This window comes from Legionella anisa (assembly GCF_001467525.1).
GTDB lineage: Bacteria > Pseudomonadota > Gammaproteobacteria > Legionellales > Legionellaceae > Legionella > Legionella anisa.
In genome coordinates this window covers 1-23,291 of the sequence record NZ_LNXS01000035.1, presented here as the reverse complement: position 1 = coordinate 23,291, position 23,291 = coordinate 1, and the positions used below count along the sequence as shown (strand labels likewise).

Sequence of the window (23,291 nt, the reverse complement as noted above, 5' to 3'; positions counted from 1 at the left end):
AGAAAACGATTCGGATTGAGGTTTAATTTGATCGCTGGTATTTATAACTACGAGTGCAAAAATTGAGGTTTGGAAAGAGGTCTAATAAAAATAAATATGAAACGGTCCTTTTCGTCAGGATCCCGGGTGCGACAAGAAAGTCGTATCCATCTTGCGGGTGAAAGTCCCGTCATAGAAGGTGTAGCCAGCACCACTATGTAGCGAGTCTTGCGTGCCCTGCGGCAACAATGGGGACGAAGCGTAGACAGCGAAACATTCGAGCCCAAATCGAAAGGTGAACGCTGTAGCCCTGAAAAATGACTGGTCGCAACGAGCCGACACGTTTCGGGACGTGGCAGGCAACAGGACATGGCAAGATTATACTGGTGACGAACCATGACCAAGGGCCGGGGTTGTAGGCGTGGGCGAGTTTGTAGAGATGGATGTCGAAACTTGTGAGATCCATTAGCTCCTTCAAGGATGGAAGTATTAGGTGCACAAGTGCAAAACACAAGGCTCCTGAAACGTGCTAATGGAAGTCGGAGTCAGCCATATTAATGATGAAGCAGGGTAATGTCTGTGGAGTGAAGGGCTGGCAGATAGATCGAGCGTGAAAGAGAAACAATGACTGTACACAGCAACGACAGAAAATCATGGTTAACGAAACTAGAGCGCATAGGCGAGATATCAGCGAACAACTCGAGTATCATATTTAACAATATAGGACACGTGATAAATGCTGATATGCTTGTGGAACAATACCAACGGCTGGATGGAAAGAAGGCTATTGGCATCGATAAAGTGACAAAAGTGGCCTATGGTGAAAATTTAGGTGAGAACATCAATGCTCTTATCAAACGTATTCGCCGTGGAACCTACAAACCAAAGCCGTCAAGGATTACTGAAATACCTAAAGAAGACGGAAGCACGCGCCCATTGGCCATATCGTGCGTAGAAGATAAGCTGGTTCAATCAGCCGTCAGCGTACTTTTAACCAAGATTTATGAGCCGTTGTTTCTACCTTGCTCCTATGGTTTCAGACCTGGGAAAAATTGTCATGATGCTTTAAAAGCGCTCATGTCATCAACATTTCCCAATATGAACGGTGCAATAGTCGAAATCGACATACGAAAATATTTCAATTCAATACCGCACTCGGTAATGATGGAGCTATTACGTAAGAAAATATCAGACCAACGTTTTCTGAGACTCATAGAAGTCTTGATAACTGCACCCATTATGGAGGGAAACAAAGAAATAAAGAATACTTGCGGATGCCCGCAAGGATCGATTATTTCAACAACAATGGCTAATATCTACCTGCACTACGTCATAGATGAATGGTTTGAAACAATCAGAAAATCTCACTTTCGTGGCAGAGCAGAGTTAATCAGATACGCTGATGATATGGTGTACACATTTGAACGACCAGAAGAGGCAAAACGCTTCTATAATGTACTACCCAAACGACTAGCTAAATATGGGCTGGAAATGCATGCGGAAAAATCACAGCTTATTCCAGCTGGACTTGGAGCAGCACAGAGAGCACATAAGCAAGGTAACCGCTTACCAACATTTAATTTCTTAGGCTTCACATGCTATTGGGGACAAGCCAGAAATGGGTTTTGGCGACTGAAACTTACAAGTCGTCGTGACCGCTTTACGGCTAAACTCAAAGGGCTACGTGAATTTCTCTGGAAGAATCTGAACACGAAGCACACAGGAGAAATCCTGAAAACAGTAATGCGTGTCGTGAAAGGCTGGATCAATTACCACAACGTCTCTGATAATGAGCGTAGAATAGATGTTTTCAGAAAATATTGCATGCGTATTATCTTCAAATGGTTAAATCGGAAAGGTAGGCGTCACTCAATGAGTTGGGCGCGTTTCAATTTGATGCTTAAAGCAATAGGGTTCCCAAAAGCTGGGAAAACTATATCGATGTTTCCTACTCGCTGAACATGTGTAGGGCACTGATCTATCGGGAGCCGGATGCGATAGTTCCGCAAGTCCGGTTCTGAGGAGGGTTCGGTTGGAGTGATCTGGCTGTTCTACTCACCCCGAACCTCTATTTGCATTTTATGCATCTATTCTTAGTGGTCTAAGTGTAGTGACGAGACCGTTTTGTACTAATAACATATGGTTAAGAGGTATTTCATGCCATTTACATTGAGAATCAGTTAAACGTTCCGATACAATTAAAATACTCTTATTTTGGTTATTTCCTGAATGTATGTGACAATCCCCTTTTATACATTCATATTGAACGCCTATAGCGTAATACAAACTCAGTGGTGTATCTTTTGGATTTGAGATATATCGCACAACCACCATATTCTTGCCATCCGTTATTGCTGCATTAATAAATGAATCTTCGATTGCACCATATTTTTTCTTAAAGTCTTCCATTTCTTGAATGGTATCCGCTAACACACTAGCTACAGTATTGGCTTCAAAAGATATTTGTTTCTTTTGAAAATTATCTAAAAATAATGCAAAAAAATGTTCGGAGTCTGTTTGACCTTGGATAAAATCATAAAACTTATCTGATAATTTGCGTCGAAGATATCGCTTTATCTTGCCAAATCCTCCAATATCGCCGTTATGCATAAAAAGAAATTGTTTGTAATGAAATGGGTGACAATTATCTTGGGAAACTCCGCCGCAGCTAGCAGATCGAACGTGAGCAAAAAAGCAATTTGATTGTATTTTTCTGGCAAGATATTTTAAATTTTGATCATTCCACGCGGGTTGTATTGAACGGTATAACGCTGGTTCGGAATCAATTTCTGGCGTATACCAACCAAGGCCGAATCCATCCCCATTTAATGGTTCTTTCATTTCACGCGCATGAATACTTTGCTTAATTAACGAATTCATAGGTTTAAATAGTACTTCATCCAATACAAGTGAATTTCCAATATATGCAATGAACCGACACATGATATTTCTCCATTATGATTAAAAATCATATCGGTTAGTTATTATTCATCATAGTCTATTGCCAATCTTTACGTCTAGGTAGTCAGATCATTAATAATCCAAGATCAAAGTATATTTCAAGAGAAAAAAATGAACGTACACACCAGGCCAAAAGCGTCGTGTTGAAGATCTTTATCAAAAATATCATGATGCACCCAAGGCATTTGAAAACGTAGAAAAGGTCTCAGAACTTAACCAGGTTTTTTATGAAAGCTGGATTAGGCCTTGGTTACTTGAAGTGGCTTCACCCCATGCGGTTAAAAAATTATCTGTTTTCAGAGCGTATCAGCATGCCAATGGTCATGCTGCCACTATTAGCCAGTTGGGTTCAAGCCAATCGTCAACCGGTTGATGCGAACAATGGGTTTAAAGAACTGGAGCATGCATACAGTAACTCAATTACAGCTACTTTGGATTCTTATACACAAATCCGCGATCATCAGCTCTCACTTCTCTTTGATTACCTATATGGTGGATAGCTTTGCCTGTACGATGAGGAACGCAGATACGTGTCAATGATGTTTACAAAAACCAACCCCCTTGATGTCATTAAATGAGGTTGTTTGATGACATAAATAACATTGCGTTACATTTGCATTTTCCTCATGGGCTATTTTTTGATCCATCATTTGAAAATGCTCCATGTAATGACTGGGTGGTGCTTGATGACACTGTGCACAGTCTTGGGAATGTACTGAGGGATGCTTGAAATCAGGAATACCCCATTGGGTTGTCGCATGACATTGGGCACAATTTGGCCCAAATAAACCAAAGTGCTTATCTTTTGTTCCATGACACGTCAGACAGTCTAATTTTGATTCATCAGCGGATACAAGTGGATCATTTGCATGACTTGGAAATTGGTTTAATGTCTTTTCGTCGAGGAATTCTTCAACAATGTGTATTAAGGCTTCATGATCCATCGTGTTTAAGTTGGCATTAAGACCTTGATGCTCCACATGACAGGAAGAGCAATGTCCAATAAAGCCATGAAACGCGGTGGGTTGTCTTTGCAGCAACTTCTTATCGTAAGCATGGCAGCTGATGCACTTGGCATCATCAACCCCCTTAATGGGGGTATGGCAGGCAGAGCAATTTTGGGAAAGCTCGGCATGTGCTTCAGACAATGCACCGGGCATGACCATACCTTGCCCTGTTTTCGAACGGACAAAATAAAAGGACGCTGTAACTAAAAGCACGAGGCTAAGGATAACAATAATTTTCTTCATTTAAGCCAAATAATTCCATAATCGATTTCTGTCCAAATATGCATCGTGAGTACTAAATAAAATGCGCATGAAGTGACAAGATGACAATAAAGCCAATACCTTGTTTTACGCTTGAGTGCTTCATGCATTTTGATGGCGTATTCAACATCCGCAATGGATTCGACAAGTCCCATTGCACGAAGAGAAGGGGGGGGCTTTTACTTCTAGAAACGTTTCTTCGGGCACAAAAAAACCGTGTGCTGTGCGACTTAAAAAATTGCGTGTCGCCGCAAAAGTTAACTCTGCATTAGGCTGTTGTGCTAATTGATTAACCATTTTATTGTATTCATAAGCCAATACATTCAGCATCTCCTTTTTCTCATGCAATTCATGAGATGAGTAAGCAAGGAAATACCGTCCAATAAAACCACTCAATACGGTGAGCATCATCAGTGTTGTAAGCCAAATCCCAATACTGCTTTCAAAACGGTGCCCCGTGTGCAGTATGGCAATGATTGCCCCTAGAATGCCGGTATACACATGCGCTGTTAAGAGCGCTCCCAATGAAACGTGTTTGCTTATTGTTTCTTTAAATTGAGGAATACGTTTCACTGCTGAATACAGTAACGATGGAATCACTAAAAGTGATGCGGCGGTGATGGCGAGGATGCCGCCAATGAAGCTTCCTGGAAAAGTGGGTGCCCGATGGACTAAAAACCCCAACCACAAAATGAGGAGCAGCAAAAACAAACCAGTGACAATTGTTCGTTCCTGTTTCATGATTATGCATCCACCACAACATCCTCGCATGCCTTGGCTTGGCAGGCGAGAATGATGTTTTGTTTTTTATCTTCGTCGGTGAGTCCGTCCTCAACATCCATGGTGACTTTTCCTTTAAGTAGTTTTGTCTTACAGAGGCCACAAATACCGATCCGACATGAATACTCAATATTGACGCCTACATCCTCGGAAGCTTCAAGAATTGTTTTTTGGGGTGTGAGTACCGCTGTTTTATTTGCTTTCGCAAAAGTAACCACGGCGGTTTTTCCAGCCTCTTCAGGCAGTTGGGGTTCTGTTTTAGGCGGCAATACTCCAGCAAAAATTTCAACGATGATGTTTTCTTTAGGTACCTGTAATGCATCAAGCATCGTCTTCACCGCATTCATCATGGGTGGTGGGCCACAAAGATGAATGCGGTGTGTGATGAATTCAGGAACAAAGCGAGTCAAAAGGTCTTTGGTAAGAGGTCCTTGAATGAATTGATTTTTTGTGGGTTCACTTAAGTTATCAAGAACAAGAAACACATGCAGATTAGGAAAGCGTTTGCGTAAATACTCGATTTCTTCTGCAAAAATAATGTTTTCTTCATCCTTACAGCAGAAAAAGAAAAAGATGTCCCCTTTCCACGAGCGGTCGGTCAAATAACGAATGACACTCATCATGGGCGTGATACCCACACCACCGGCGATGAGCACAATACTTTGTGCTTCTTGTCCTGTAAACGTGAATCTACCCGAAGGACCGGTACATTGCAGCACGTCATTTTCATGAACCTGGGTGTGCAAATAGTGGGATACGGTTCCTTTCTCTTCATGTTTTACAGTGATTTCACAGCAATCCCTTAGTGTGGGGGATGAAGCAATGGTATAGGAGCGTTTCACCGGAATATTATTTAAGTTTAGGGTCACCGTGATAAATTGACCGGGCAGATAATTAAAGGGAAGCTTACCGCTTGCAGGGTCCACAAGACGAAAGGTTTTCACGGTGGGCGTTTCCACAAAAATGCCCGCTACTTGTAAGTGACCTGTCCATGCATTGGATTTGGTAGGTGCAATTACTGCATTTACAGGAATTGGCTCGACGGGAGGAGTAATGGTTGTTGGCAAAAACGCAGGTCCCGCAGAGACACCTGGTTCTGTGGTACTTCCTGATAATCGAGCCAGTAACACATTCACACGTTTCAATTTTTGGAAATACATCCAAATCATGGAAAAAGTGAATAAAGCAAAAAGCATCATCGTGATGATGTGAAACCATGACAGGCCAAAGAAACCGTTTGACTGCGGTTGGACTTCAACAGCAGGTAGATTCATTTCTTTTCTAAGCCATTGCAGCGCAGTACCTTGGATGTTTTTCTTTTCCGCTAACGAACGTTGTGCGGTAAGCCCGCTTTGAATCATGGCTTGGGCACGCCATATCTGTTCATTCGCTTGCTCCATCGCCTCAGCATCTTGTTTTTGAGTGGCAAGCCTTAGTTTTTCTACCTCTGCAGTGAGTAACTGGTTGCCTTGATTGACCCGTTCATCGGCTAAGCGTTTTGCATTCTCATACATTTCTAGGGTTAGAGGCTCTTGCATCATTGTGGGGAACAGTTGTTTTGGGGCCAGCCCTTCATTTTACACATTTCCCCCATCCCACCTGAGCCGCCTGCGTGATGTTGGGCATGTTCATTAGGAGAGCTCGTCGTTGCACCCATCCCACTTTGCGTGCTTGAGCCTTGGCTAGGTTGGGCGTGATGTTGAGCATGCACATCAGGAGTTTGTGCTGTAGAACACGTCGGAATAATTAATCCAATGATAAAAGAAATGCTTAAGAGAAAAGCGTTCATAAATTCATATCATCCGTAATTTTATAAATCCTACAGGTGCAAAAATCTTGTGTATATCCTAAGTGGACGTCATAAAACTATACCATGTAACATCAACAAAGTACTACCGTCTTGTTTTAGTGATGCATTTGATTATTGTTGTGATCGTAAAATTTTAAAAAAAATGAAACTGTATTCCAAGTTTGCTTGACCAAAGCAAAAACATAAGTTGCAAAAACAAAGCGATCAATACATAATCATTCTGAGCGCTCTAATCCTTTTGTTTCAAAAAGAAGAGGGAGTTTTTAGCAATAACATGATAATGTGATTATCAGATGAGATCATACTCTTGATAGGTATTACGACCTAATTCTTTTGCTTTATACATTGCGAGATCTGCATTTTTTTTCAGATCACACGTCGGGAATTCGTCTATTGTACGATAAAAAGCAATACCAATACTTGCAGTAATGGACACCTCATTTCCTTCTAATGTATATTTGTTAGCAATATTGCGCTGTATATTTTCTACAATCTTATAAACACTGTTCGTGGAGTTTAACCCGTTAAGAATAATTGCAAACTCATCACCACCTAAACGCAGTGCAAGGTCATCCTTGCGTATCGAATTTCTTAAGAATTCAGAAACTGCCACTAACAACAAGTCACCTATTCTATGTCCGAAAGTATCATTAACCATTTTAAAATAATCCAGATCAATATAAAGTAGCGCCATATTCTGATGAGTACGTTTTACACGTTGAACCGCTGCCTCTAATGCATCTTCAAATACCGCACGATTAGGTAAGCCGGTTAAACTATCATGGGTAGACAGGTAAAGAAGTCGCTGTTCCATTTCTTTTCGCTCGCTGATATCTTGAGCAATGGTTACTATGGCTGAGAGGTTACCATCGGTGTCAAACATGACCGAGCCAGAAAGTAATACCGGTTTAATATGTCCATTTTTTGTCTTGCAATTGGCTTCTAAATTAGCAAGTGATTTAGACGAGATAATTCTGTTTAAAAATTGATAATTCTTGTCAGAAAAAATAACACTAAAATTCTTACCTAATAACTCGTCCATTTTGTACCCTAACATCGACGAAGTGGCTTGGTTGACTGTAGTAATAATCCCATTTTGATCAACTACAATAAGCATGTTACTCATGGAGCGAATGATATTATCCACATACTCTTTATCTCTCGCTAAAAGGTCTGATTGCTTTCGTAATAGTTTTTCTTTCTTGAGTAGTTCACTCAAATAGTGCTGCTCTGTTGTGACGTTTTTTAATACAATAATAATCGTTGTCTTATTATCTAATATTAAGCGGCTGGTTCTCATTTCTAAAAAAAATTCGTTAGCATTACGATGGTATTTATAGATTTCATGAGTACTGTCATCTGTTATTGCAGTTTTTAAAAGTTTTTTCCAAGAGAGCTTATGTTTATTTTTTAATGGTAGAAGCTGAGAAATATTACTCCCTAATATTTCGATATGGCGCCTATTGATCAAATGGTCAAATGTTTTGTTACACCATTGAACTAGTCCTGTTTCATCAGTCCATATAATGGCTTCATTAATAGTGCCTAATGCTAACTCCATTTTACTCAAGGTATGTCTCAATGGGTTAATTAATTCATCCACCTGTTCCATGATTTAGTTTCCTTTATCAGTAGGAGATATTGTTGCTCCAAAAATCCATTGATTTTCAATTTGTTCTGCAAAAATGGTATGTATTGCATTGAACTCTTTCCCTTTTTTTGTAACGGCAGAGAGCTTAAGAGGTGTGCCTAAGAGAGTAGGCTGACCCGTTGAAAGAAAACGTGAAAAACCCAGATTATGGGCATCATGAAAGCGAGGCGGTATAATAATGGCAATGGGCTTGTCTTTAATTTCGGTTAATTTCCATTCGAATACATTTTCAAAAACTGGATTAGCTTAGGTTATTAAGCCGTGGTGATTGGCTATGACAACAGGCACATTTTTTTCCTGCTTTAAATCATGAACAACACCCATTTTTTTCTCCTGGTATGTTTCAGCATTTATATATAAAGTTATATTCGTTTTAATCTTCCATTTCTAGGTTTTTTTCATGTCATCAAGAGTGATTCGTGGATTTTTCTTTAACCTGTAGTTGAATCATCTAATCAGTGATGCAGACTATTGTTGGGATTTAAATCTATTGGTAGGTTTAAAATATTGGCTATTGACAAGGGTACTATGCCGCATGAAACTATAGAACACTCAAATTGTCAGGAAAAAACAAAAATGGCAGATAAGATTCGCGGCAAAGTAAAATGGTTTAATGAAGGCAAAGGCTTTGGTTTTATTGAAAGCAGTGGCAAGGATTATTTTGTACATTTCAGTGCGATACAGAGTAGTGGCTTTAAAACACTTCATGAAGGAGCAACCGTTCTGTTTAAAGCGGGTAAAGGACCGAAAGGACAACAGGCAGAAGAAGTCGAGATCGTTAAATAAATAATTATTGCTCTATTGTCTCTGAAAATAAGGCTTTATTATCAACAGAATATAATAACTTGCCTTGCCATATGATTAACCAAGTTCAAGAAAGGGTGCTTGTTGAATTTCTATGAGTGTTGTTTATTTGTTTCAGCAAGGGAGATGTGCATCAGGAATAGCAACCCTTTTTCTTATTAATGAATGCATGCTGTTGGGAGTTGGATAATTCGCTCTCCAGGTAGAGTGAAACAGTCCCTTACCGGTGAAACCTGTGTTAACTTTCAATAAACACAGCAAGCATATTTTTGCTGCTGCTTTGATTTATATCGTATTGCACTACACAATGGTGCTTCTTTCGTCAAGTAAAATGGGCAGAATGCATTGTCTTAATAATTACGGCTTATTACGTGATTTCTAGTGATGTCCATGCCCGTGTCCATAAGGATGATATCCACTAAATTGTCTCTTCACTAGCGTGTTATTTTTTGCATCATCCTGAGGAACAAACGAGACACAGGAACTCACCAAAAAAGAGATGCAAATTAAAAGCAAAGGTATTAGTTTTTCTACTACGGTAAATAGTCTCATATGTTTTCTTCTCAATTTTTAAGTTAGTTATATATATAATAACCAAGCAGTTGAAAAAATTGAGCCGATATGGTCCCTTATCTCCACGCGCTTTTTGCTCTAACCCTTTTAATCCATTGTTCTATATTGATTAACCCAACGGTGTAAACTTCTAAAGGGAATATTTTGTTCTTGGGGAGATGGCGGTTAATGTTGAAATATTGTCCAAATAGGGTGAATGATTTTAAATTTATCAATTGCCTGTCTTTTAGTCATTTTATTTAAATTAGTCTACGAGGGTGTACTCAATTGATATGATGCTAATCCATTTTTAATCATGCCGTGCGTTTGTGTTGCGATTATGTAGCCAATGTGCTACATTAGATATAAGAAAACAAATTGGAGTTTATTATGGGTAGAGCAGCATCAATCCACGCTAGAATTGATCCAACATTAAAGCATGATGCCGAAAAAATATTGCATCAATTAGGATTAAATACATCTCAGGCAATTAATGCATTCTATGCGCAAATCGTTCATGTTAGAGGAATACCTTTTGAACTTAAGTTACCTAATGAAGAAACTATAGCAGCGATGAAAGAGCTCGATTCAGGCAAGGTAAAAACCTATGATTCTATGAAAGATTTGTGGAATGAAATAGACAATGGTTAATGTATTAAAACTTTGTTCAAGTACCCAGTTTAAAAAAGACTTAAAAAGAGTAGCGAAGCAAGGAAAAAATCGAAAGTTAATTGATGATGTTATTGAAAAACTGCAGCGCCAAGAACCACTACCTCAAAAAAATCGTGATCATGCTTTGGTAGGAGATTATAAAGGCTATAGAGAATGCCACATAACGCCTGATTGGTTATTAATTTATCGTATAACAAATAATAATGCTGTGGAATTGTTGGAGTTAACAAGAACAGGATCGCATTCCGAATTATTTAGGTAATTGACTCAAGAATACTTTACCCTATTGGGTCTGGATGAGGAAGAAAAAAATTTATCCATAAAAATATATCCCTTAAAAATTGAAATAACTAGTTTATAAAAATAAAAAAATTGTGCGAAGTGGAAGAACGGAAAGAACTGATGTCATTTTATTTCAAAGATGATTCTAGTGGAAAAATAAATTGTGATGGGTTTGATATTTTAGATTCCTATTAACAACTTTTAACAAGGATTGGTATATATGCCTTCACGACGCGTCCTATTACTTTTAATCGTACTTATTGTTGTTGTGGTTGGTGTGGGAAATTACCCTAACATTAAAGAGCATATAGAAAACTATGCCGTGATAGGTAAAGGTCCCGCAGCATGGAATAATCGTGGCATCGATTATATGACTGGCAAAGGCGTATCACAAAATGATTCTGCAGCCGTACAGTGGTTTCGTAAAGCAGCAAAACAAGACGATACTATGGCGCAGCGCAATCTTGGTTTAGTGTATGCAGCGGGAAAAGGTGTTCCGCAAAATCATAGCAAGGCGGTTCAATGGTTTCGTAAAGCCGCTGAGAAAAATGATGCAGTGTCGCAATTAAATCTTGGTGTTATGTATAAAGAAGGCATGGGTATCCAGAAAAATGATAGCGAAGCGGTGAAATGGATTCAGAAGGCAGCCGAACAAGGATTGCCAGAAGCTGAGCGAAGCCTTGGTATTATGTATTTAGGAGCTAGAGGAGTACAACAAAATGATACCGAAGCCATTAAATGGTTTCGCAAGGCCGCTGAAAAAGAAGATCCGGTAGCTCAATATAATCTAGCAATCATGTATGTAACAGGGAGGGGTGTGAGCCAAAATGATACTGAAGCAGTCAAGTGGTTTCGTAAAGCGGGTGAACATGGTGATCTCATGGCTCAACGGACGCTCGGCGTCATGTATGCAACGGGAAATAATGTTTTGCAAAATCAATTTGAGGCGATGAAATGGCTTCTTCTGGCTGCGAAACAAGGAGATGCGGTGGCTCAATATAATGTAGGCACAGGGTTCCTTAATGGCAAAGGGGTAGCTCAGAATAGCACGGAGGCTGTAAAATGGTTCCGTCTAGCGGCGAATCAGGGAATGCCTCAGGCCCAATTCGCCCTTGCTGCAATCTATCATGACGGTGAAGCGGTCCCACAAAATGATACAGAAGCTCTAAAATGGCTTCGAAAATCGGCTGCGCAAGGATATCCTCAAGCTCAGGAACGCTTGCAAAGTTTAGAAACCAAATCAATACCCTAATTAATAATTTTAATGACCACCGGATTCTTATATACATTATGAACTCCGTTCAACTGCTTTTGCATTTTATTTATTAAATTGGAAGGACATTGATACGTTTTCGCATAAATAACATGCATGCTGATGTCAGTAGTTCGACCAGGGAGAGCGTGATGTCTCTCTATTAATGTTTGATGTTCTTCAAACACAACAACATTTGCTCCTAATTTGGCTCCTTCATTTTTAAGAAAATTAATGTCATCTATTTTTAGATTTTGTTCCAAACCAAGTGAGAATTGAAGTTTTCTGCCGTGTACATCTCTATTTGATATTTTACCTAAAGGCTTACATGGTTTAGGCATTTTAGTATTTTGACCATAGATAATCACCACCTTCACTGCATCTGGTTCTAACGATCTAGGAACACAGCCTACAACTACTTGTAGTGTTAGAAAAAAAATCATTGGAAAGAATATTTTTTTCATAACTAATTATCTTCTATGTTGAAATAAAGAATGTGCATCAAAATAAATTCCTTTTATTATTAATGTATGTAAGTTAGATAATTGTTTTCCAGGTAGAGTAGAACATTTGCCTATCATCTAGTGCCAATCTTCCATAAATACAGCGGTCTCGATCTTTACATTTTGATGCTGTGATTCATGTTGTATTGTATGACACGATGGATTGTTGCTCAGAGTAATTGGTAGTATACATTGTCTTAATAATTACGGCTAGCACGTGATTTCTAATGATGTCCATGCCCGTGTCCATGAGGATGATATCCACTAAATTGTCTCTTCACTGGCGTATTATTTTTTGCGTCATCCTGAGGAACAAACGAGACACAGGAACTCACCAAAAAAGAGATGCAAATTAAAAGCAAAAGTATGGTTTTTTCTACTGTAGTAGAGGGTATCATATGTTTTCTTCTCAATTTTTAAGTTAATTATTATGTATTATAGCCAAGTAGTTGAAAAAAAGTTGAGACGAATGGAACTATCCAAGCAGCTTTGAAACGCCATTTTTTGGGGGTATAGTAAGAAAGAAGAATAGGAAATGGTGGTGGGTTACCAACGATTAATTTAAAATGCCATGGTGTTATGGAATAAATGATTCTTATCACAAAAAATTGACCATAACTGAGGAGGCAATTATGGATAGCAAAAATCTCTTACAAATCGATCCAGCATTAAGCTTGATGAAAGATTTTTCAAAGATAAACCTCGGCACAACCCAGGCTATTCAACAACTGAGGCAACAAGTTTTAAAGATAGAGTATTATCTGCGAAAATCAAAACATTGATTGCTATGGTTTGTGGTATTAATGCTCGTTGCGAGCCTTGTTTAACTTATTATGCCTTACAAGCCAAAACACTGGGTACGCGTGAGGAGGAACTTGGCGAGGTATTGGCTGTGGTCAGCACTATGGGAGGCTGTGTTGGTGAAATGTGGGCCTTAAAAGCTTATAAAGCATTTAAGGAACAAGATACTATGCTTGATGAGTGTTGTGAACATACTAAAGTTTAAGCTCGAAGTTATTCCAGCTAATATTCCAAGCCAAGATGGTTATATTGAATTACATATTAAGCTTTACGAGATAGCGATAAGTCAATGGTTGCAAGAAACTTCCATAATGGGCACTCAAATCAGACTAAGAGGTCCCTTTGGCAAATGCTATTATTACAATCCTGAAAAATGGCTATTTGATATGTTGCATTTCTTGCAGGTGTTCCTTCTAAAGCTATTTTTAGTGATGCATTCCTATAAGATTATCTGCTTATTCATGACCATTGCTTTGGATGACCGTATTAACTATATTTAAAATATTACTTTAGTATTTGATGGATGTATTAACATGGACATGTTTGAGTTGATTAAAAGCAGACGGGCTGTACGAAGTTTTGCCCTCAAAGAACTGGATAAGCAAACACTTGAAAAAATACTCGAAGCAGGACGATATGCGCCGAGTCCTCTCAATTGTCAGCCATGGCACTTTACTTTAATCCGAAATAAAGAGCGCCTTAAGCATCTGGCTGCTGCTGCGAAACACGCCAGCTTTTTATCTAAAGCACCAATTTTAATTATTGTAACCGTCAACAAAGTAGTTGAAATCGACGATTGGTTACTTCAACACAAACAACATCTATTTAGCGGTGCTGCTGCAATGCAAAATATGTGGTTGGTGGCATGGAGTCTTGGGGTTGGTTGTTGTTGGGTGACACTGGATGAAACAGCAACACGACAACTGATTTCTATATCTGATGATCAAGAAATTATAGGCGCGTTAGCCTTAGGGTATATGGATAAATATACCGGAATGTCTCATGAAGCAGTAGAGAGAAAGCCATTGTGTTTCATGACCTCTTTTGAAGAATTTGGCAAAGGAGAGTGTGACACAGAAGGCTGCTATACATGCCTTAAACTGATTCCTAAATCAGCTGCCATGTCTTCTGAAGGTGAAGATTATATCAAGTATTTTTGTGGGCAAGAATGCTATGTAGCGTGGCAAAAGCGAACTAAAAAATGGCTTGATGATCAAAGTAAGGAGTAACATAACGGAGATACATTCTGCAAGAGCAAGTGTCTATGAAACTAAAAAAGGGCGGTATACACAGAGCGTAATTATTGGTAATCATATTCAGGAAGCAGTGAATTTCAAATAAAAGTAATATGTGGTGTATACAAATCGGAACAGAGTCAATACGGTTTTCTTAAGTTATATCAGTAATAAGGTGTTAATAAAAAACATCTATATTTAAATCTCTTAAAGAAAAAAGATCGAGATTTGTTCTGAAACATGGAGCACGGAGTTGTTATGAAGATTCAAAAATGTTCCGCTTCGAATAGCATTACCATGCGAATTCGCATAAAAAATTCTCCCAGAACTTTCGGCAAATTAGCAGCTGCTATCGAAAAAGAGGGTGGGCAAATTGGTGCGATTGATACTGTTCGTATTGAAGCAGATGCCCAGATACGTGACATTACCATTTACACATGCGGCCCGAAACATGCAGACATAATCGTTGATGTATTGCATACGATTCCTAATATAGAAGTGATTCAAGTATCCGATCGCACTTTTCTAGCACATTTGGGTGGAAAAATTGAAATACAAGGTCGTATTCCATTAAAGACACGAGATGACTTGTCAATCGTCTATACACCAGGTGTTGCACGAATTTGTACTTCAATTTATAAAAAACCTGAAGATGTATTTAACCTAACCATTAAAAAAAATATGGTCGCAGTAGTTTCTGACGGAACTGCGGTATTAGGTTTGGGCGATATGGGGCCATATGCTGCTATTCCAGTTATGGAAGGGAAGGCATTATTGTTTAAAGAATTTGCCAATGTTGATGCATTTCCTATTTGTTTGGCTACCCAAAATGTGGATGAAATCGTTGCAACCATTAAGCACATTGCGCCGGTATTCGGTGGGATTAATTTAGAAGATATTTCAGCTCCTCGTTGTTTTGAAGTGGAGGAACGACTCAAGAAAGAGCTGAATATTCCAGTATTTCACGATGATCAACATGGCACAGCAGTGGTGCTCGCTGCTGCAATGATTAACGCATTAAAATTGGTTAAGAAGAAACTTGAGGACATTAAAGTGGTTGTAGTAGGTATTGGTGCAGCCGGTACAGCGTGTACCAAAATGTTACTTAACTTAGGTGTAAAAAATATTATCGGATGTGATTGTGATGGGGTGCTTTATGCTGGTAAATCAGGATTACATTCAGCGCATCAATGGTATGCGGAACATACAAACCCCAATCTTGAAAAGGGCACAGTGCATGAAGTAATAAAAGGTGCAGATGTTTTTATAGGCGTTTCAAAACCCGGTGTAATTGTTGCCAAAGACATAAAAAAAATGAATAAAGATGCGATTGTTTTTGCCATGGCGAATCCTATCCCTGAAATAATGCCTGAAGATGCAAAAAAATACGCTGCCATTGTAGCAACAGGGCGAAGTGACTACCCAAATCAAATTAATAATGTGCTCTGTTTTCCAGGTATTTTCAGGGGAGCGCTTGATTGTATGGCGACCCAGATTAATGAAGAAATGAAGCTTGCTGCAGCGTATGCGATAGCAAATTCTATAGAAGAACAGTATTTAAGTTGCAATTATATTGTTCCCAGCGTATTTGATACGAGCGTGGTAAAAAGGGTCGCTCAAGCGGTTAAAGAAGCTGCCATTAAAACTGGGGTGGCACGTAAAATAAAAACATAAAAAGACAAAATACAGAGTGGCTAATTATTTTTATATTTCACAGATGTACTTTGTTGCCATTTTCCAAGCGCCATGAAAAACTTCAAGCGAATCAATTGATTATTAATTAAAAATTCTGATTACTCATGATATTCATATACACAGTAGTTTCTGTTCCTAACGTTAGATAAATAATTAGATTTGATGACCGTTTGGCTGCATATAATATTGATAATCAGATCCAAACAGTTAGTCATTCAGTTCAGAAAAAAGTACGGTCCTATTTTTACCGTGTTTCTTAGCCGTATATAAGGCTTGATCAGCAGCGTCAATCAATTCCTTTGAAGAAGTACCATCATTTGGGAAAACTGAAATTCCAAGTGATATGGTGATATTAGAAACAGATCCATCAATGACGATTCGCATTTCATTCACTTTATTTCGAATGTTTTCACCACATGCTTTTGCACTATTCGCGTCGAAATTGGGTAAAACAAATAAAAATTCTTCCCCGCCATAGCGACAGGCCAAATCACCTTCGCGAACCAATGATGGAATTAAATTACCTAATCGAGATAATACATAATCTCCTGTTTCATGACCAAAGTTATCATTGACTCTTTTGAAGTTATCCACGTCAACCATGATAAATACTATGGACGTTTTGTTACGTTTTGCTTGTCCTATTTGCTTGACTATATATTCATCGAGAAAGCGACGATTTAATAAACCTGTCAGTGGATCACGAATGGATTGAGAGTGAAGCAATTCTTTCAATCTGATGTTTGCAATGGCTAACGAAATGGTTTCTGCAACCACAGGAATCAAAGTGTTCGATTTTTCCATACTTTTATAGATAAATAACAAACCAAGTATTTCATTTTGTGCCATTAAAGGGATACACAAAGATGCTTGCTGTGCTTGCTTCATTTCTTTGATATGCTGACATAAAACCCCAGGTTGCAGTTCACTGACTTCATGAATGCATCCTCGCCTTAAAGCCCAACATTCATTAGAGGAAAAAATCGCCGGATAATGATCTAAATCTCCCCATATAATTTTTTTCTCCAGATAGTTGCGTGAATTATGCATGAGGTATAATGCACCATCAGAAAAATCAAGAATTTTATGAGCAAATGATGAAAAGGACTCGAGTATTTCCTCAATCGTATTACAGGCAAGAAAAGTTTCACTTAATTGCGTTATTGTAAACATCTTTTGATTGATGGATTCAAGTTGTAATTTTTCTTTTTCAAGCGTTTCATACAATTCCCTAAGTGACTTTTCGTTTTGTTGTAATAGCTGGTTTTGCTCCACTCGTAGAGTCACATCGCGGATGGTGGCAATAGCGGCTAATCCTTTAGTTGTTTGCAAAGGACTTAAGCTAATTTCAACGCTAAATATTTCTCCATTTTTACGTTTTCCTTGAAGCTCCATGCCAAGTCCCATAGGACGTACACGTGGTGATTTAAAATAATTATCACGATGTTGTGGATGAATCTTGGCCGCTTTTTCAGGCATCAATTTTTCTACCAGCTGTCCTAATAGCTCTTCTTTTGTATAACCAAACATGTCCTCTGCCTGATTATTACTAAATTCAATTTTTCCTTCTTGATTCACTAAAATCATTGCATCAGGAATAGCTGCTAAAAAAGCAGCATTATAATTATCCCCTTCTTGTAATTTCTTATTAACCTTTTGAATATCGTTAATTTCTTTTAATTTTTCAGCCCCAGATATCCCTTTGCCACGTTGCAATTTTTTTATAATGTTTAATTGTAAGTCATAAGATTTCTGAAGACGAATAAACTCAGTGATATCTTCCATGCGATGGATAATATATTGAACCTGATTTTCTTTATCCAAAACCGGACAATTAAGTAGTCTCCAATACCTTTCTTCAAAATCACCATCTAATGAAGCGGAACGCCTAACATCATACTTTTGAATTGCCATTGCATCACAAGTCTTATCTTTTAATACACGTTCCAATGAATAGCGTAAATTTTTTACTCTGGTTGCCGAAGTATCATCGGGAATGACATCAAAAAGATATCGACCTAGGATTTCCTCTCGCTTTACCATCATGGTTTTTAGATAAACGTCACTAGCACCAACAATATTCAATTGAGGCGATAAGATAAGGTACAAATCTGGAACTGCTTCTAGAATGGTTTTAGTGTCCTTTTTATAATTTTGAGAGGTATTCATTGGCTTTTATCATCCGTTAAAATAATCTTTTGAAAAATACTTGCCACCAGCACAGCTTTTTGTTTCTAACTACCTCTCAAAAGCAATTTTTTTTGATTTCATTAGCTTAATCATATTTCACTCATTTAATTATTTCCATCAATTCCAATAGCGAGTAAACGTTATCAACGAAAAATACAAGTGGGGAATAGTTCCAAATCTTTTGCTTTCAGCAAACTTCCTCTCCTATTTTATTACCGCTTAAAAGTAAAATCGCAAAACGCGTTAGATCAAAGACATAAAAGATTTGATATGGGCTTCCTGCATACTCTATATGTAATTCACGCATATGCTTGAGTTTTGAACTATTTAAGCAAATCGAAGCAGGAATTTTATGGTTTGGTCCATAGGACTTCAGCAAATTTACTATAGTTGTCACAGCAATCTGTTCTTTTTTTGTGAGTTTTGCCAACCAAAGTTCGAATTCATTCGTATATTCTATATCCCATTCCATTGACATGGCTCCAACAAATTCTTCATCAAGAAACATTACATTAAATGCAATATAGATAACAACCTATCCCTCTGATTTATAATAAGAGAAAAGAAAACCTGACTGTTGAATAATATGAAAAAACTCTAATTCATTATTTTCAATAGGTTACATTATTTGTGATATCGCGGTAAAAGTTTTCATGAGATCCTAATTTAAGCAAGGTTAATATGATTTCATCTTCTTCATACATGTAGCCTAATAACACTCCCTGGTTTGACAATTTGAATTTATGAACCCTTAAAAAATCCAAGTCGCCTTTTTTACGTTCTCCGAGATCAGGATTGTTAACTAATTTCCTGACCTCCTCATCGAGGATAGCTTTATGCTGTTTCGGTAATTTTTTTACGGTTTTCATAAACGAGTTAGATTGCTTAACGATCAAATTCATAATCATCAACCAATCCATTATCTATTTCTGCTTTTGCAAGCAAACTATCCCTAATAAACTCATAAGATAAATCAGGATTTTCTTCTGCAATTTTTCCTATTTTAGCCCAGTGTTCAATTTGCCCAGCCCCAGAGCGAGACATTACTTCACCAACAGCTTTGGCTTGTTTAACTAACGTATCTGATAATCGTACTGATTGAGCCATGTTTATCTCCCTCGTTAATGTATAAAGTATATTATAGCATATGGCGACAAATAATCGCAAATTACCATTATTTTATAACTGATATTATTTGAGATAGATAACATACTGGCCTGCTGTAAAAGGTGAGTTATTTTTGGCGGAACTATTGTGTATGCTCATAAATTAGAAAGGAAAAGGAGGTAGCTGATTTCTATCTCTAAGCCAAAATGGATGATGCCATTCTTCATAGATGGAAACGGGCATATTGCTTTGCTTAAACTCATCAAAAGATAAGCAGCAAAGAAACCATTTAAGGAATTCCGAGCACGTTTCTGGACTTATTAATTGACCGGACTGATAAGCCTCATCAAACATTTTATGTAAATGAAATGAAGTCGTTTCTCTTAAAATTTTTTGAATTCTTGTATCCACTTCTCCTGGAATAATACAAGACACCCCAATATTTTTCTCGGTTAACTCTTTTCTCACAATAGCAGTTACTTCATCCAAACCCGCTTTACTGGCACAGTATGTTGAACTTTCTTTAAGTTTCAAAGTGGCTGCCCTTGATGTAACAAATAAAATCCGAGACTTCTCAGGCATCCGTACCGCAAGAAGTGCCGTTAGTTTCATTGGAGCTAATAAATTAACCTGAAAAACTTCGTCAATACTGTCACAATCATATTCAGTTAATGGACGTGGAGGGCTTTTCATTCCTGCATTTTGAACTAAAAGATGAAGTGGTATTCCAGATTCATGAATAATTTTTGCAACCTGTTCAATATCACTATTGCGGGTAAAATCCGATTGAATGGGAACAAAACGAGGAAATAGCGCTTTAGTGTCCTCTAAGCTGCTCACATCCCGTCCTGTTCCATAAACAACCCAACCGTCACCTAAAAGAATTTTAGCGAGTTCAAGACCAATTCCATGGCTGGCTCCGGTCACTAATGCTGCTTTATTATTGTTAATGTTCGTCATGAAGCATTCCTTGAAACTTAAGTTTAATTTCGTGCGATATGGTAATCAAAGTTGAATAAAGTTAAAAGGTTATTCTTAATTCACGTGTTACTAATTCAGTTAATTCCATAATGCTCACTTTGACTTGAATAATAGTAGGCAAAACCTGAAGAACCTGTTCAATACCAATAGCCTGTTGCTCTTTATCAGAGCTAAAAGAACGCTCTATGTTATACACCAGCCAATTGATCCAATTACCAAGTACACCATAAAAGACGGCTTCCAAATGATCCTGATTTATTGTTATTCCAGAAGACGCGTATGTTTTTAGCATTTTTATAAATAAAGGCTTCTGAAACAGCGTGGTAGTAATTCCACTCCAATCAAGAGCACAATTGACTATTTCATAAGTGGGGTTAAGTTTTCGCGCCGACTCCCAATCGATAAGAAACGAAGCATTATTTTTATCCCATAAAACATTTTTCTGATCCAGATCACCATGGCTTACTACACTGCTACTTTGTAAAATAGGTACAGCTTTTTGATAGAGGTCGTTAAGCTCAATTATAATTCGTTGATTACTTATTAATTGCTCCTTAAACACCAAATTTTGGCTTGCTGACTGGTCTATTAACACACTAATTTTTTCATTGGGATGAATATCAAATTCTTGAGTGCTTAGCTGGGGAACATCAAGATTAATGCAATGAATTTTAGCCAAGAGAGTGGCTATTTTAAGTGCATGCATCTCAGATATAGCGTCTTTATCTAATGCTTTTGCTGTTATCCAAGGATAAACAAGAAAAGCTTCATCTTCTGAAAGGATTAAATAATTATTTTCTATTTTTAGAGCATGAATTGCAGGTATCGTATATTTGGAAAATTGAAAGGCTATTTCTTCTGTCAATTCATATTGGGATTTAATTTCTTCAGTCAACTGAATCCTTCGATTGAGCTGTTTTACAGCAAATTGCGAGTCATTGCATTCCAAATACCACATTTTATGTAGAAGACCGCCGTAAACTCTTTGCGGCAAGTCACAAGGTGGGCTCATTTTTAATTTTTTACAGATTGTTTCTAGTTGACTTCTATTCACTATGAGCCGCCTTAAGAATGCCTTGTGTTTCTGATTCTTCATTAAAAAATTTAACAAAAAATGTTTTGCTTAACTTGGGATTTTTTTTATTGATTCTCGTGAATTCTGCTATAAAACCGCACTTCTTATAAAACTCTGGGGCTTGAAAAGCACTGGTCACTAAATTGATATTATTAAAGCCCTGGCCTTTGAAATGATGCTCTAGAGCAAGCAATAACTGCTTGCCATACCCTTTACCACGATGACTACTGTCTACCCAAATATCATCCACATAAATTTCAGAAAATGCTGTATAGGCATTAATCACCCCAACAACTTCTCCTTGGGCAGAAGAAATGGTCACTGAAAAACGTCGATAATTAACATCAATACCATGTTGGGCTTCATAGGCAATAAATCCCTTCGTCATTCGTTTTTCTGTGGCCTCATCGATTTCATCAGCAAATTGGATTTGATATTCTTTCTTGCTTTCTGAAGGATCGCTACTCTCATGTGCTCTACTATCAAAACGAAAAATAACTCGTTGAAGCTGATGTGGATCATAATTGACTGTTTTAACTTCTTCCTGGAAATTGCCCATTGTAATTTTTGAAATAGTTTTACGCCAAAAGTTAAGCGCTGGCTTATTTTCCGGAATCACAGAAACTTCCCATAAGCCTGGATACATGTTCCAAAGTTCAGAGGAAACCAAAAAACCTAAACCTTTGCCTTGAAACTTAGCAGTAATAAAAAACTCGCCCATATTCCACACAGTATCAGGGTAAATCCCTGCTTGATTTAATAGGACAAAACCTGCTAATTCATTGCCTACCTTGATAAGAAAGGCTTTTCTTGTCGGCTCTTCAAAGTAATTTTTAAAATCGAAGCTTTCATACAGGCCATCGGAAGGTAACGCCCAATCATCTGAAATAAAACCACAGTCACGAGAGAGTTCATATACATAAAATCGTGCCATATTTTGGATGATAGGATAATCATCTAATGTTGCTGTCTCAATTTTTAAAGCAGATTGTAATTCTTTGATGTTCACAGTACTTTCCTTAAATACAGTTTTGCCATATGTCCTTCATTCTGATATCCAAGTGATTTGTAAAAATCATGAGAGCCCTCTTTGGCTCGCCTAAGTCCCGATGTCAAATCAACAATACAGGGACTAAACTGCCTGGCAAATTCCTCAACTGTAATCATAAGCTTTTTACCTATTCCTTGATTACGATATCCTTGGTCGACCACAAGGCCTTCAATATGAAATCTTGTTGTTTCGGAAACAAAAAGAGTACTCTTAGACCAAGCAATCCAACCAACAACTTTTCCAGCAATTTCCGCAAGAAGAACACCGTAATGCAGTTCATTAGTAAATAGCTCAAGTCTTCTTTGCAACTCATCAGGCGATTGCTGATAGCCCAATTGTTCCATTAAAGGGTGGAGATGTTGAGCATCATCCATTACTGCTTTGCGGATAATCAATTCAACAGACAGTTTAGGACTCCAGGTTCACTCTATCCCCTGATAGATTAGGAGATGAAATCACCAAAAAAGAAACCAAATTTCCGGAACTGTTTTTCACTTTATGAGCTGCCCCTACTTTAATAGTTATTCCTTCCTGTTCCTGCAACACCTGTTCATAATCTTCAAACTCAATAACCAATTGTCCTTGTAAACAATAAAAAAATTGTTCTGTTTTCTGATGATAATGCTTTATCTCACAACTTCC

29 protein-coding genes are annotated in these 23,291 nt (G+C 37.9%); 11 read left to right on the top strand and 18 right to left on the bottom strand.

Annotated elements, in window-relative coordinates:
- Window positions 1–603: 603 nt before the first annotated feature.
- Window positions 604–1,938, top strand: a complete 1,335-nt coding sequence (gene ltrA, locus Lani_RS12380) for a group II intron reverse transcriptase/maturase (RefSeq protein ID WP_019233341.1) — start codon at window positions 604–606, stop codon at window positions 1,936–1,938.
- A 120-nt stretch (window positions 1,939–2,058) separates the two neighbouring features.
- On the opposite strand, the gene Lani_RS12375 is transcribed toward ltrA, so the two are convergent.
- The gene (locus Lani_RS12375; RefSeq protein ID WP_019233340.1) at window positions 2,059–2,922 is read right to left on the bottom strand and encodes a class II glutamine amidotransferase; all 864 of its coding nucleotides are present in this window, start codon (window positions 2,920–2,922) and stop codon (window positions 2,059–2,061) included.
- A gap of 245 nt (window positions 2,923–3,167) precedes the next feature.
- Here Lani_RS12375 and Lani_RS12370 point away from each other — a divergent pair, with 245 nt between their 5' ends.
- On the top strand, window positions 3,168–3,440 hold the full coding sequence (locus tag Lani_RS12370) for a DUF3141 domain-containing protein (protein ID WP_058388583.1): 273 nt from the start codon (window positions 3,168–3,170) through the stop codon (window positions 3,438–3,440).
- Window positions 3,441–3,473: 33 nt separating this feature from the next.
- On the opposite strand, the gene Lani_RS20400 is transcribed toward Lani_RS12370, so the two are convergent.
- The 5 genes from Lani_RS20400 to Lani_RS12345 form a co-directional block, all read right to left on the bottom strand.
- The gene (locus Lani_RS20400; protein WP_058388582.1) at window positions 3,474–4,190 is read right to left on the bottom strand and encodes a multiheme c-type cytochrome; all 717 of its coding nucleotides are present in this window, start codon (window positions 4,188–4,190) and stop codon (window positions 3,474–3,476) included.
- Window positions 4,191–4,331: 141 nt separating this feature from the next.
- Window positions 4,332–4,949 (bottom strand): hypothetical protein, encoded by a 618-nt coding sequence (locus Lani_RS12360; protein ID WP_058388581.1) that lies wholly within the window; start codon window positions 4,947–4,949, stop codon window positions 4,332–4,334.
- 2 nt (window positions 4,950–4,951) lie between these two features.
- Window positions 4,952–6,529, bottom strand: coding sequence for a 2Fe-2S iron-sulfur cluster-binding protein (locus tag Lani_RS12355; RefSeq protein WP_058388580.1), 1,578 nt, complete (start codon window positions 6,527–6,529; stop codon window positions 4,952–4,954).
- Complete coding sequence (locus tag Lani_RS19780; RefSeq protein WP_058388579.1) at window positions 6,526–6,777, bottom strand: hypothetical protein; 252 nt, start codon at window positions 6,775–6,777, stop codon at window positions 6,526–6,528. Before Lani_RS19780 ends, Lani_RS12355 begins: the two co-directional genes overlap by 4 nt.
- 310 nt (window positions 6,778–7,087) lie before the next feature.
- Entirely contained in the window at window positions 7,088–8,410 is a 1,323-nt protein-coding gene (locus tag Lani_RS12345) for a sensor domain-containing protein (protein WP_058388578.1), read from the bottom strand.
- Between the two features lie 615 nt (window positions 8,411–9,025).
- On the opposite strand from Lani_RS12345, the gene Lani_RS12340 reads away from it, so the two are divergent.
- A complete protein-coding gene (locus Lani_RS12340; RefSeq protein ID WP_058388586.1) occupies window positions 9,026–9,235 on the top strand; it encodes a cold-shock protein in 210 nt (69 codons plus the stop codon).
- A gap of 396 nt (window positions 9,236–9,631) precedes the next feature.
- Here the strand turns inward: Lani_RS12340 and Lani_RS20490 are convergent, their stop codons facing one another.
- Window positions 9,632–9,805 (bottom strand): hypothetical protein, encoded by a 174-nt coding sequence (locus Lani_RS20490; RefSeq protein WP_167344754.1) that lies wholly within the window; start codon window positions 9,803–9,805, stop codon window positions 9,632–9,634.
- A 390-nt stretch (window positions 9,806–10,195) separates the two neighbouring features.
- Between Lani_RS20490 and Lani_RS12335 the strand changes: the two genes are divergently transcribed.
- The 3 genes from Lani_RS12335 (at window position 10,196) to Lani_RS12325 (ending at window position 12,011) form a co-directional block, all read left to right on the top strand.
- Window positions 10,196–10,456 carry a type II toxin-antitoxin system RelB/DinJ family antitoxin gene (locus Lani_RS12335; RefSeq protein WP_058388577.1) on the top strand — a complete coding sequence of 87 codons (261 nt, stop codon included), beginning with the start codon at window positions 10,196–10,198 and terminating at the stop codon, window positions 10,454–10,456.
- Window positions 10,449–10,739 (top strand): type II toxin-antitoxin system YafQ family toxin, encoded by a 291-nt coding sequence (locus tag Lani_RS12330; protein WP_058388576.1) that lies wholly within the window; start codon window positions 10,449–10,451, stop codon window positions 10,737–10,739. Before Lani_RS12335 ends, Lani_RS12330 begins: the two co-directional genes overlap by 8 nt.
- 240 nt (window positions 10,740–10,979) lie before the next feature.
- The gene (locus Lani_RS12325) at window positions 10,980–12,011 is read left to right on the top strand and encodes an SEL1-like repeat protein (protein ID WP_058388575.1); all 1,032 of its coding nucleotides are present in this window, start codon (window positions 10,980–10,982) and stop codon (window positions 12,009–12,011) included.
- Here Lani_RS12325 and Lani_RS12320 read toward each other — a convergent pair.
- Together Lani_RS12320 and Lani_RS20485 are read right to left on the bottom strand one after the other, a co-directional pair.
- Entirely contained in the window at window positions 12,008–12,475 is a 468-nt protein-coding gene (locus Lani_RS12320) for a DUF4156 domain-containing protein (protein WP_058388574.1), read from the bottom strand. The genes Lani_RS12325 and Lani_RS12320 overlap by 4 nt on opposite strands.
- Before the next feature lie 263 nt (window positions 12,476–12,738).
- Window positions 12,739–12,912 (bottom strand): hypothetical protein, encoded by a 174-nt coding sequence (locus tag Lani_RS20485; RefSeq protein ID WP_167344753.1) that lies wholly within the window; start codon window positions 12,910–12,912, stop codon window positions 12,739–12,741.
- 234 nt (window positions 12,913–13,146) lie between these two features.
- On the opposite strand from Lani_RS20485, the gene Lani_RS20640 reads away from it, so the two are divergent.
- From Lani_RS20640 to Lani_RS12300, 5 genes are all read left to right on the top strand, one after another.
- Window positions 13,147–13,296 carry a hypothetical protein gene (locus Lani_RS20640; protein WP_202972316.1) on the top strand — a complete coding sequence of 50 codons (150 nt, stop codon included), beginning with the start codon at window positions 13,147–13,149 and terminating at the stop codon, window positions 13,294–13,296.
- 5 nt (window positions 13,297–13,301) lie between these two features.
- Complete coding sequence (locus Lani_RS20635) at window positions 13,302–13,520, top strand: carboxymuconolactone decarboxylase family protein (protein ID WP_238585186.1); 219 nt, start codon at window positions 13,302–13,304, stop codon at window positions 13,518–13,520.
- On the top strand, window positions 13,501–13,815 hold the full coding sequence (locus Lani_RS12310; RefSeq protein WP_161496361.1) for an FAD-binding oxidoreductase: 315 nt from the start codon (window positions 13,501–13,503) through the stop codon (window positions 13,813–13,815). The genes Lani_RS20635 and Lani_RS12310 overlap by 20 nt, the downstream gene beginning before the upstream one ends.
- A 33-nt stretch (window positions 13,816–13,848) precedes the next feature.
- Window positions 13,849–14,544: a DUF3330 domain-containing protein gene (locus Lani_RS12305; RefSeq protein WP_058388572.1), complete on the top strand. Its 696-nt coding sequence runs from the start codon at window positions 13,849–13,851 to the stop codon at window positions 14,542–14,544.
- Between the two features lie 264 nt (window positions 14,545–14,808).
- Entirely contained in the window at window positions 14,809–16,224 is a 1,416-nt protein-coding gene (locus Lani_RS12300; protein ID WP_058388571.1) for an NAD-dependent malic enzyme, read from the top strand.
- A 228-nt stretch (window positions 16,225–16,452) separates the two neighbouring features.
- On the opposite strand, the gene Lani_RS12295 is transcribed toward Lani_RS12300, so the two are convergent.
- From Lani_RS12295 to Lani_RS12255, 9 genes are all read right to left on the bottom strand, one after another.
- Window positions 16,453–18,414 (bottom strand): sensor domain-containing diguanylate cyclase, encoded by a 1,962-nt coding sequence (locus Lani_RS12295; RefSeq protein WP_058388570.1) that lies wholly within the window; start codon window positions 18,412–18,414, stop codon window positions 16,453–16,455.
- 208 nt (window positions 18,415–18,622) lie between these two features.
- Window positions 18,623–18,943: a type II toxin-antitoxin system RelE/ParE family toxin gene (locus Lani_RS12290; RefSeq protein ID WP_058388569.1), complete on the bottom strand. Its 321-nt coding sequence runs from the start codon at window positions 18,941–18,943 to the stop codon at window positions 18,623–18,625.
- Between the two features lie 103 nt (window positions 18,944–19,046).
- Entirely contained in the window at window positions 19,047–19,304 is a 258-nt protein-coding gene (locus Lani_RS12285) for a type II toxin-antitoxin system RelE/ParE family toxin (protein ID WP_238585185.1), read from the bottom strand.
- 16 nt (window positions 19,305–19,320) lie between these two features.
- Window positions 19,321–19,542 carry a ParD-like family protein gene (locus Lani_RS12280; RefSeq protein WP_058388567.1) on the bottom strand — a complete coding sequence of 74 codons (222 nt, stop codon included), beginning with the start codon at window positions 19,540–19,542 and terminating at the stop codon, window positions 19,321–19,323.
- 162 nt (window positions 19,543–19,704) lie between these two features.
- Window positions 19,705–20,502, bottom strand: a complete 798-nt coding sequence (locus tag Lani_RS12275) for an SDR family oxidoreductase (RefSeq protein WP_082654121.1) — start codon at window positions 20,500–20,502, stop codon at window positions 19,705–19,707.
- Between the two features lie 61 nt (window positions 20,503–20,563).
- Window positions 20,564–21,577 (bottom strand): aminoglycoside phosphotransferase family protein, encoded by a 1,014-nt coding sequence (locus Lani_RS12270; protein WP_058388566.1) that lies wholly within the window; start codon window positions 21,575–21,577, stop codon window positions 20,564–20,566.
- Entirely contained in the window at window positions 21,570–22,607 is a 1,038-nt protein-coding gene (locus tag Lani_RS12265) for a GNAT family N-acetyltransferase (RefSeq protein ID WP_058388565.1), read from the bottom strand. Before Lani_RS12265 ends, Lani_RS12270 begins: the two co-directional genes overlap by 8 nt.
- Window positions 22,604–23,023, bottom strand: a complete 420-nt coding sequence (locus Lani_RS12260) for a GNAT family N-acetyltransferase (RefSeq protein WP_058388584.1) — start codon at window positions 23,021–23,023, stop codon at window positions 22,604–22,606. Before Lani_RS12260 ends, Lani_RS12265 begins: the two co-directional genes overlap by 4 nt.
- A 34-nt stretch (window positions 23,024–23,057) precedes the next feature.
- The coding region (locus Lani_RS12255; RefSeq protein WP_156415162.1) for a cupin domain-containing protein at window positions 23,058–23,291 on the bottom strand (234 nt) is incomplete at its 5' end.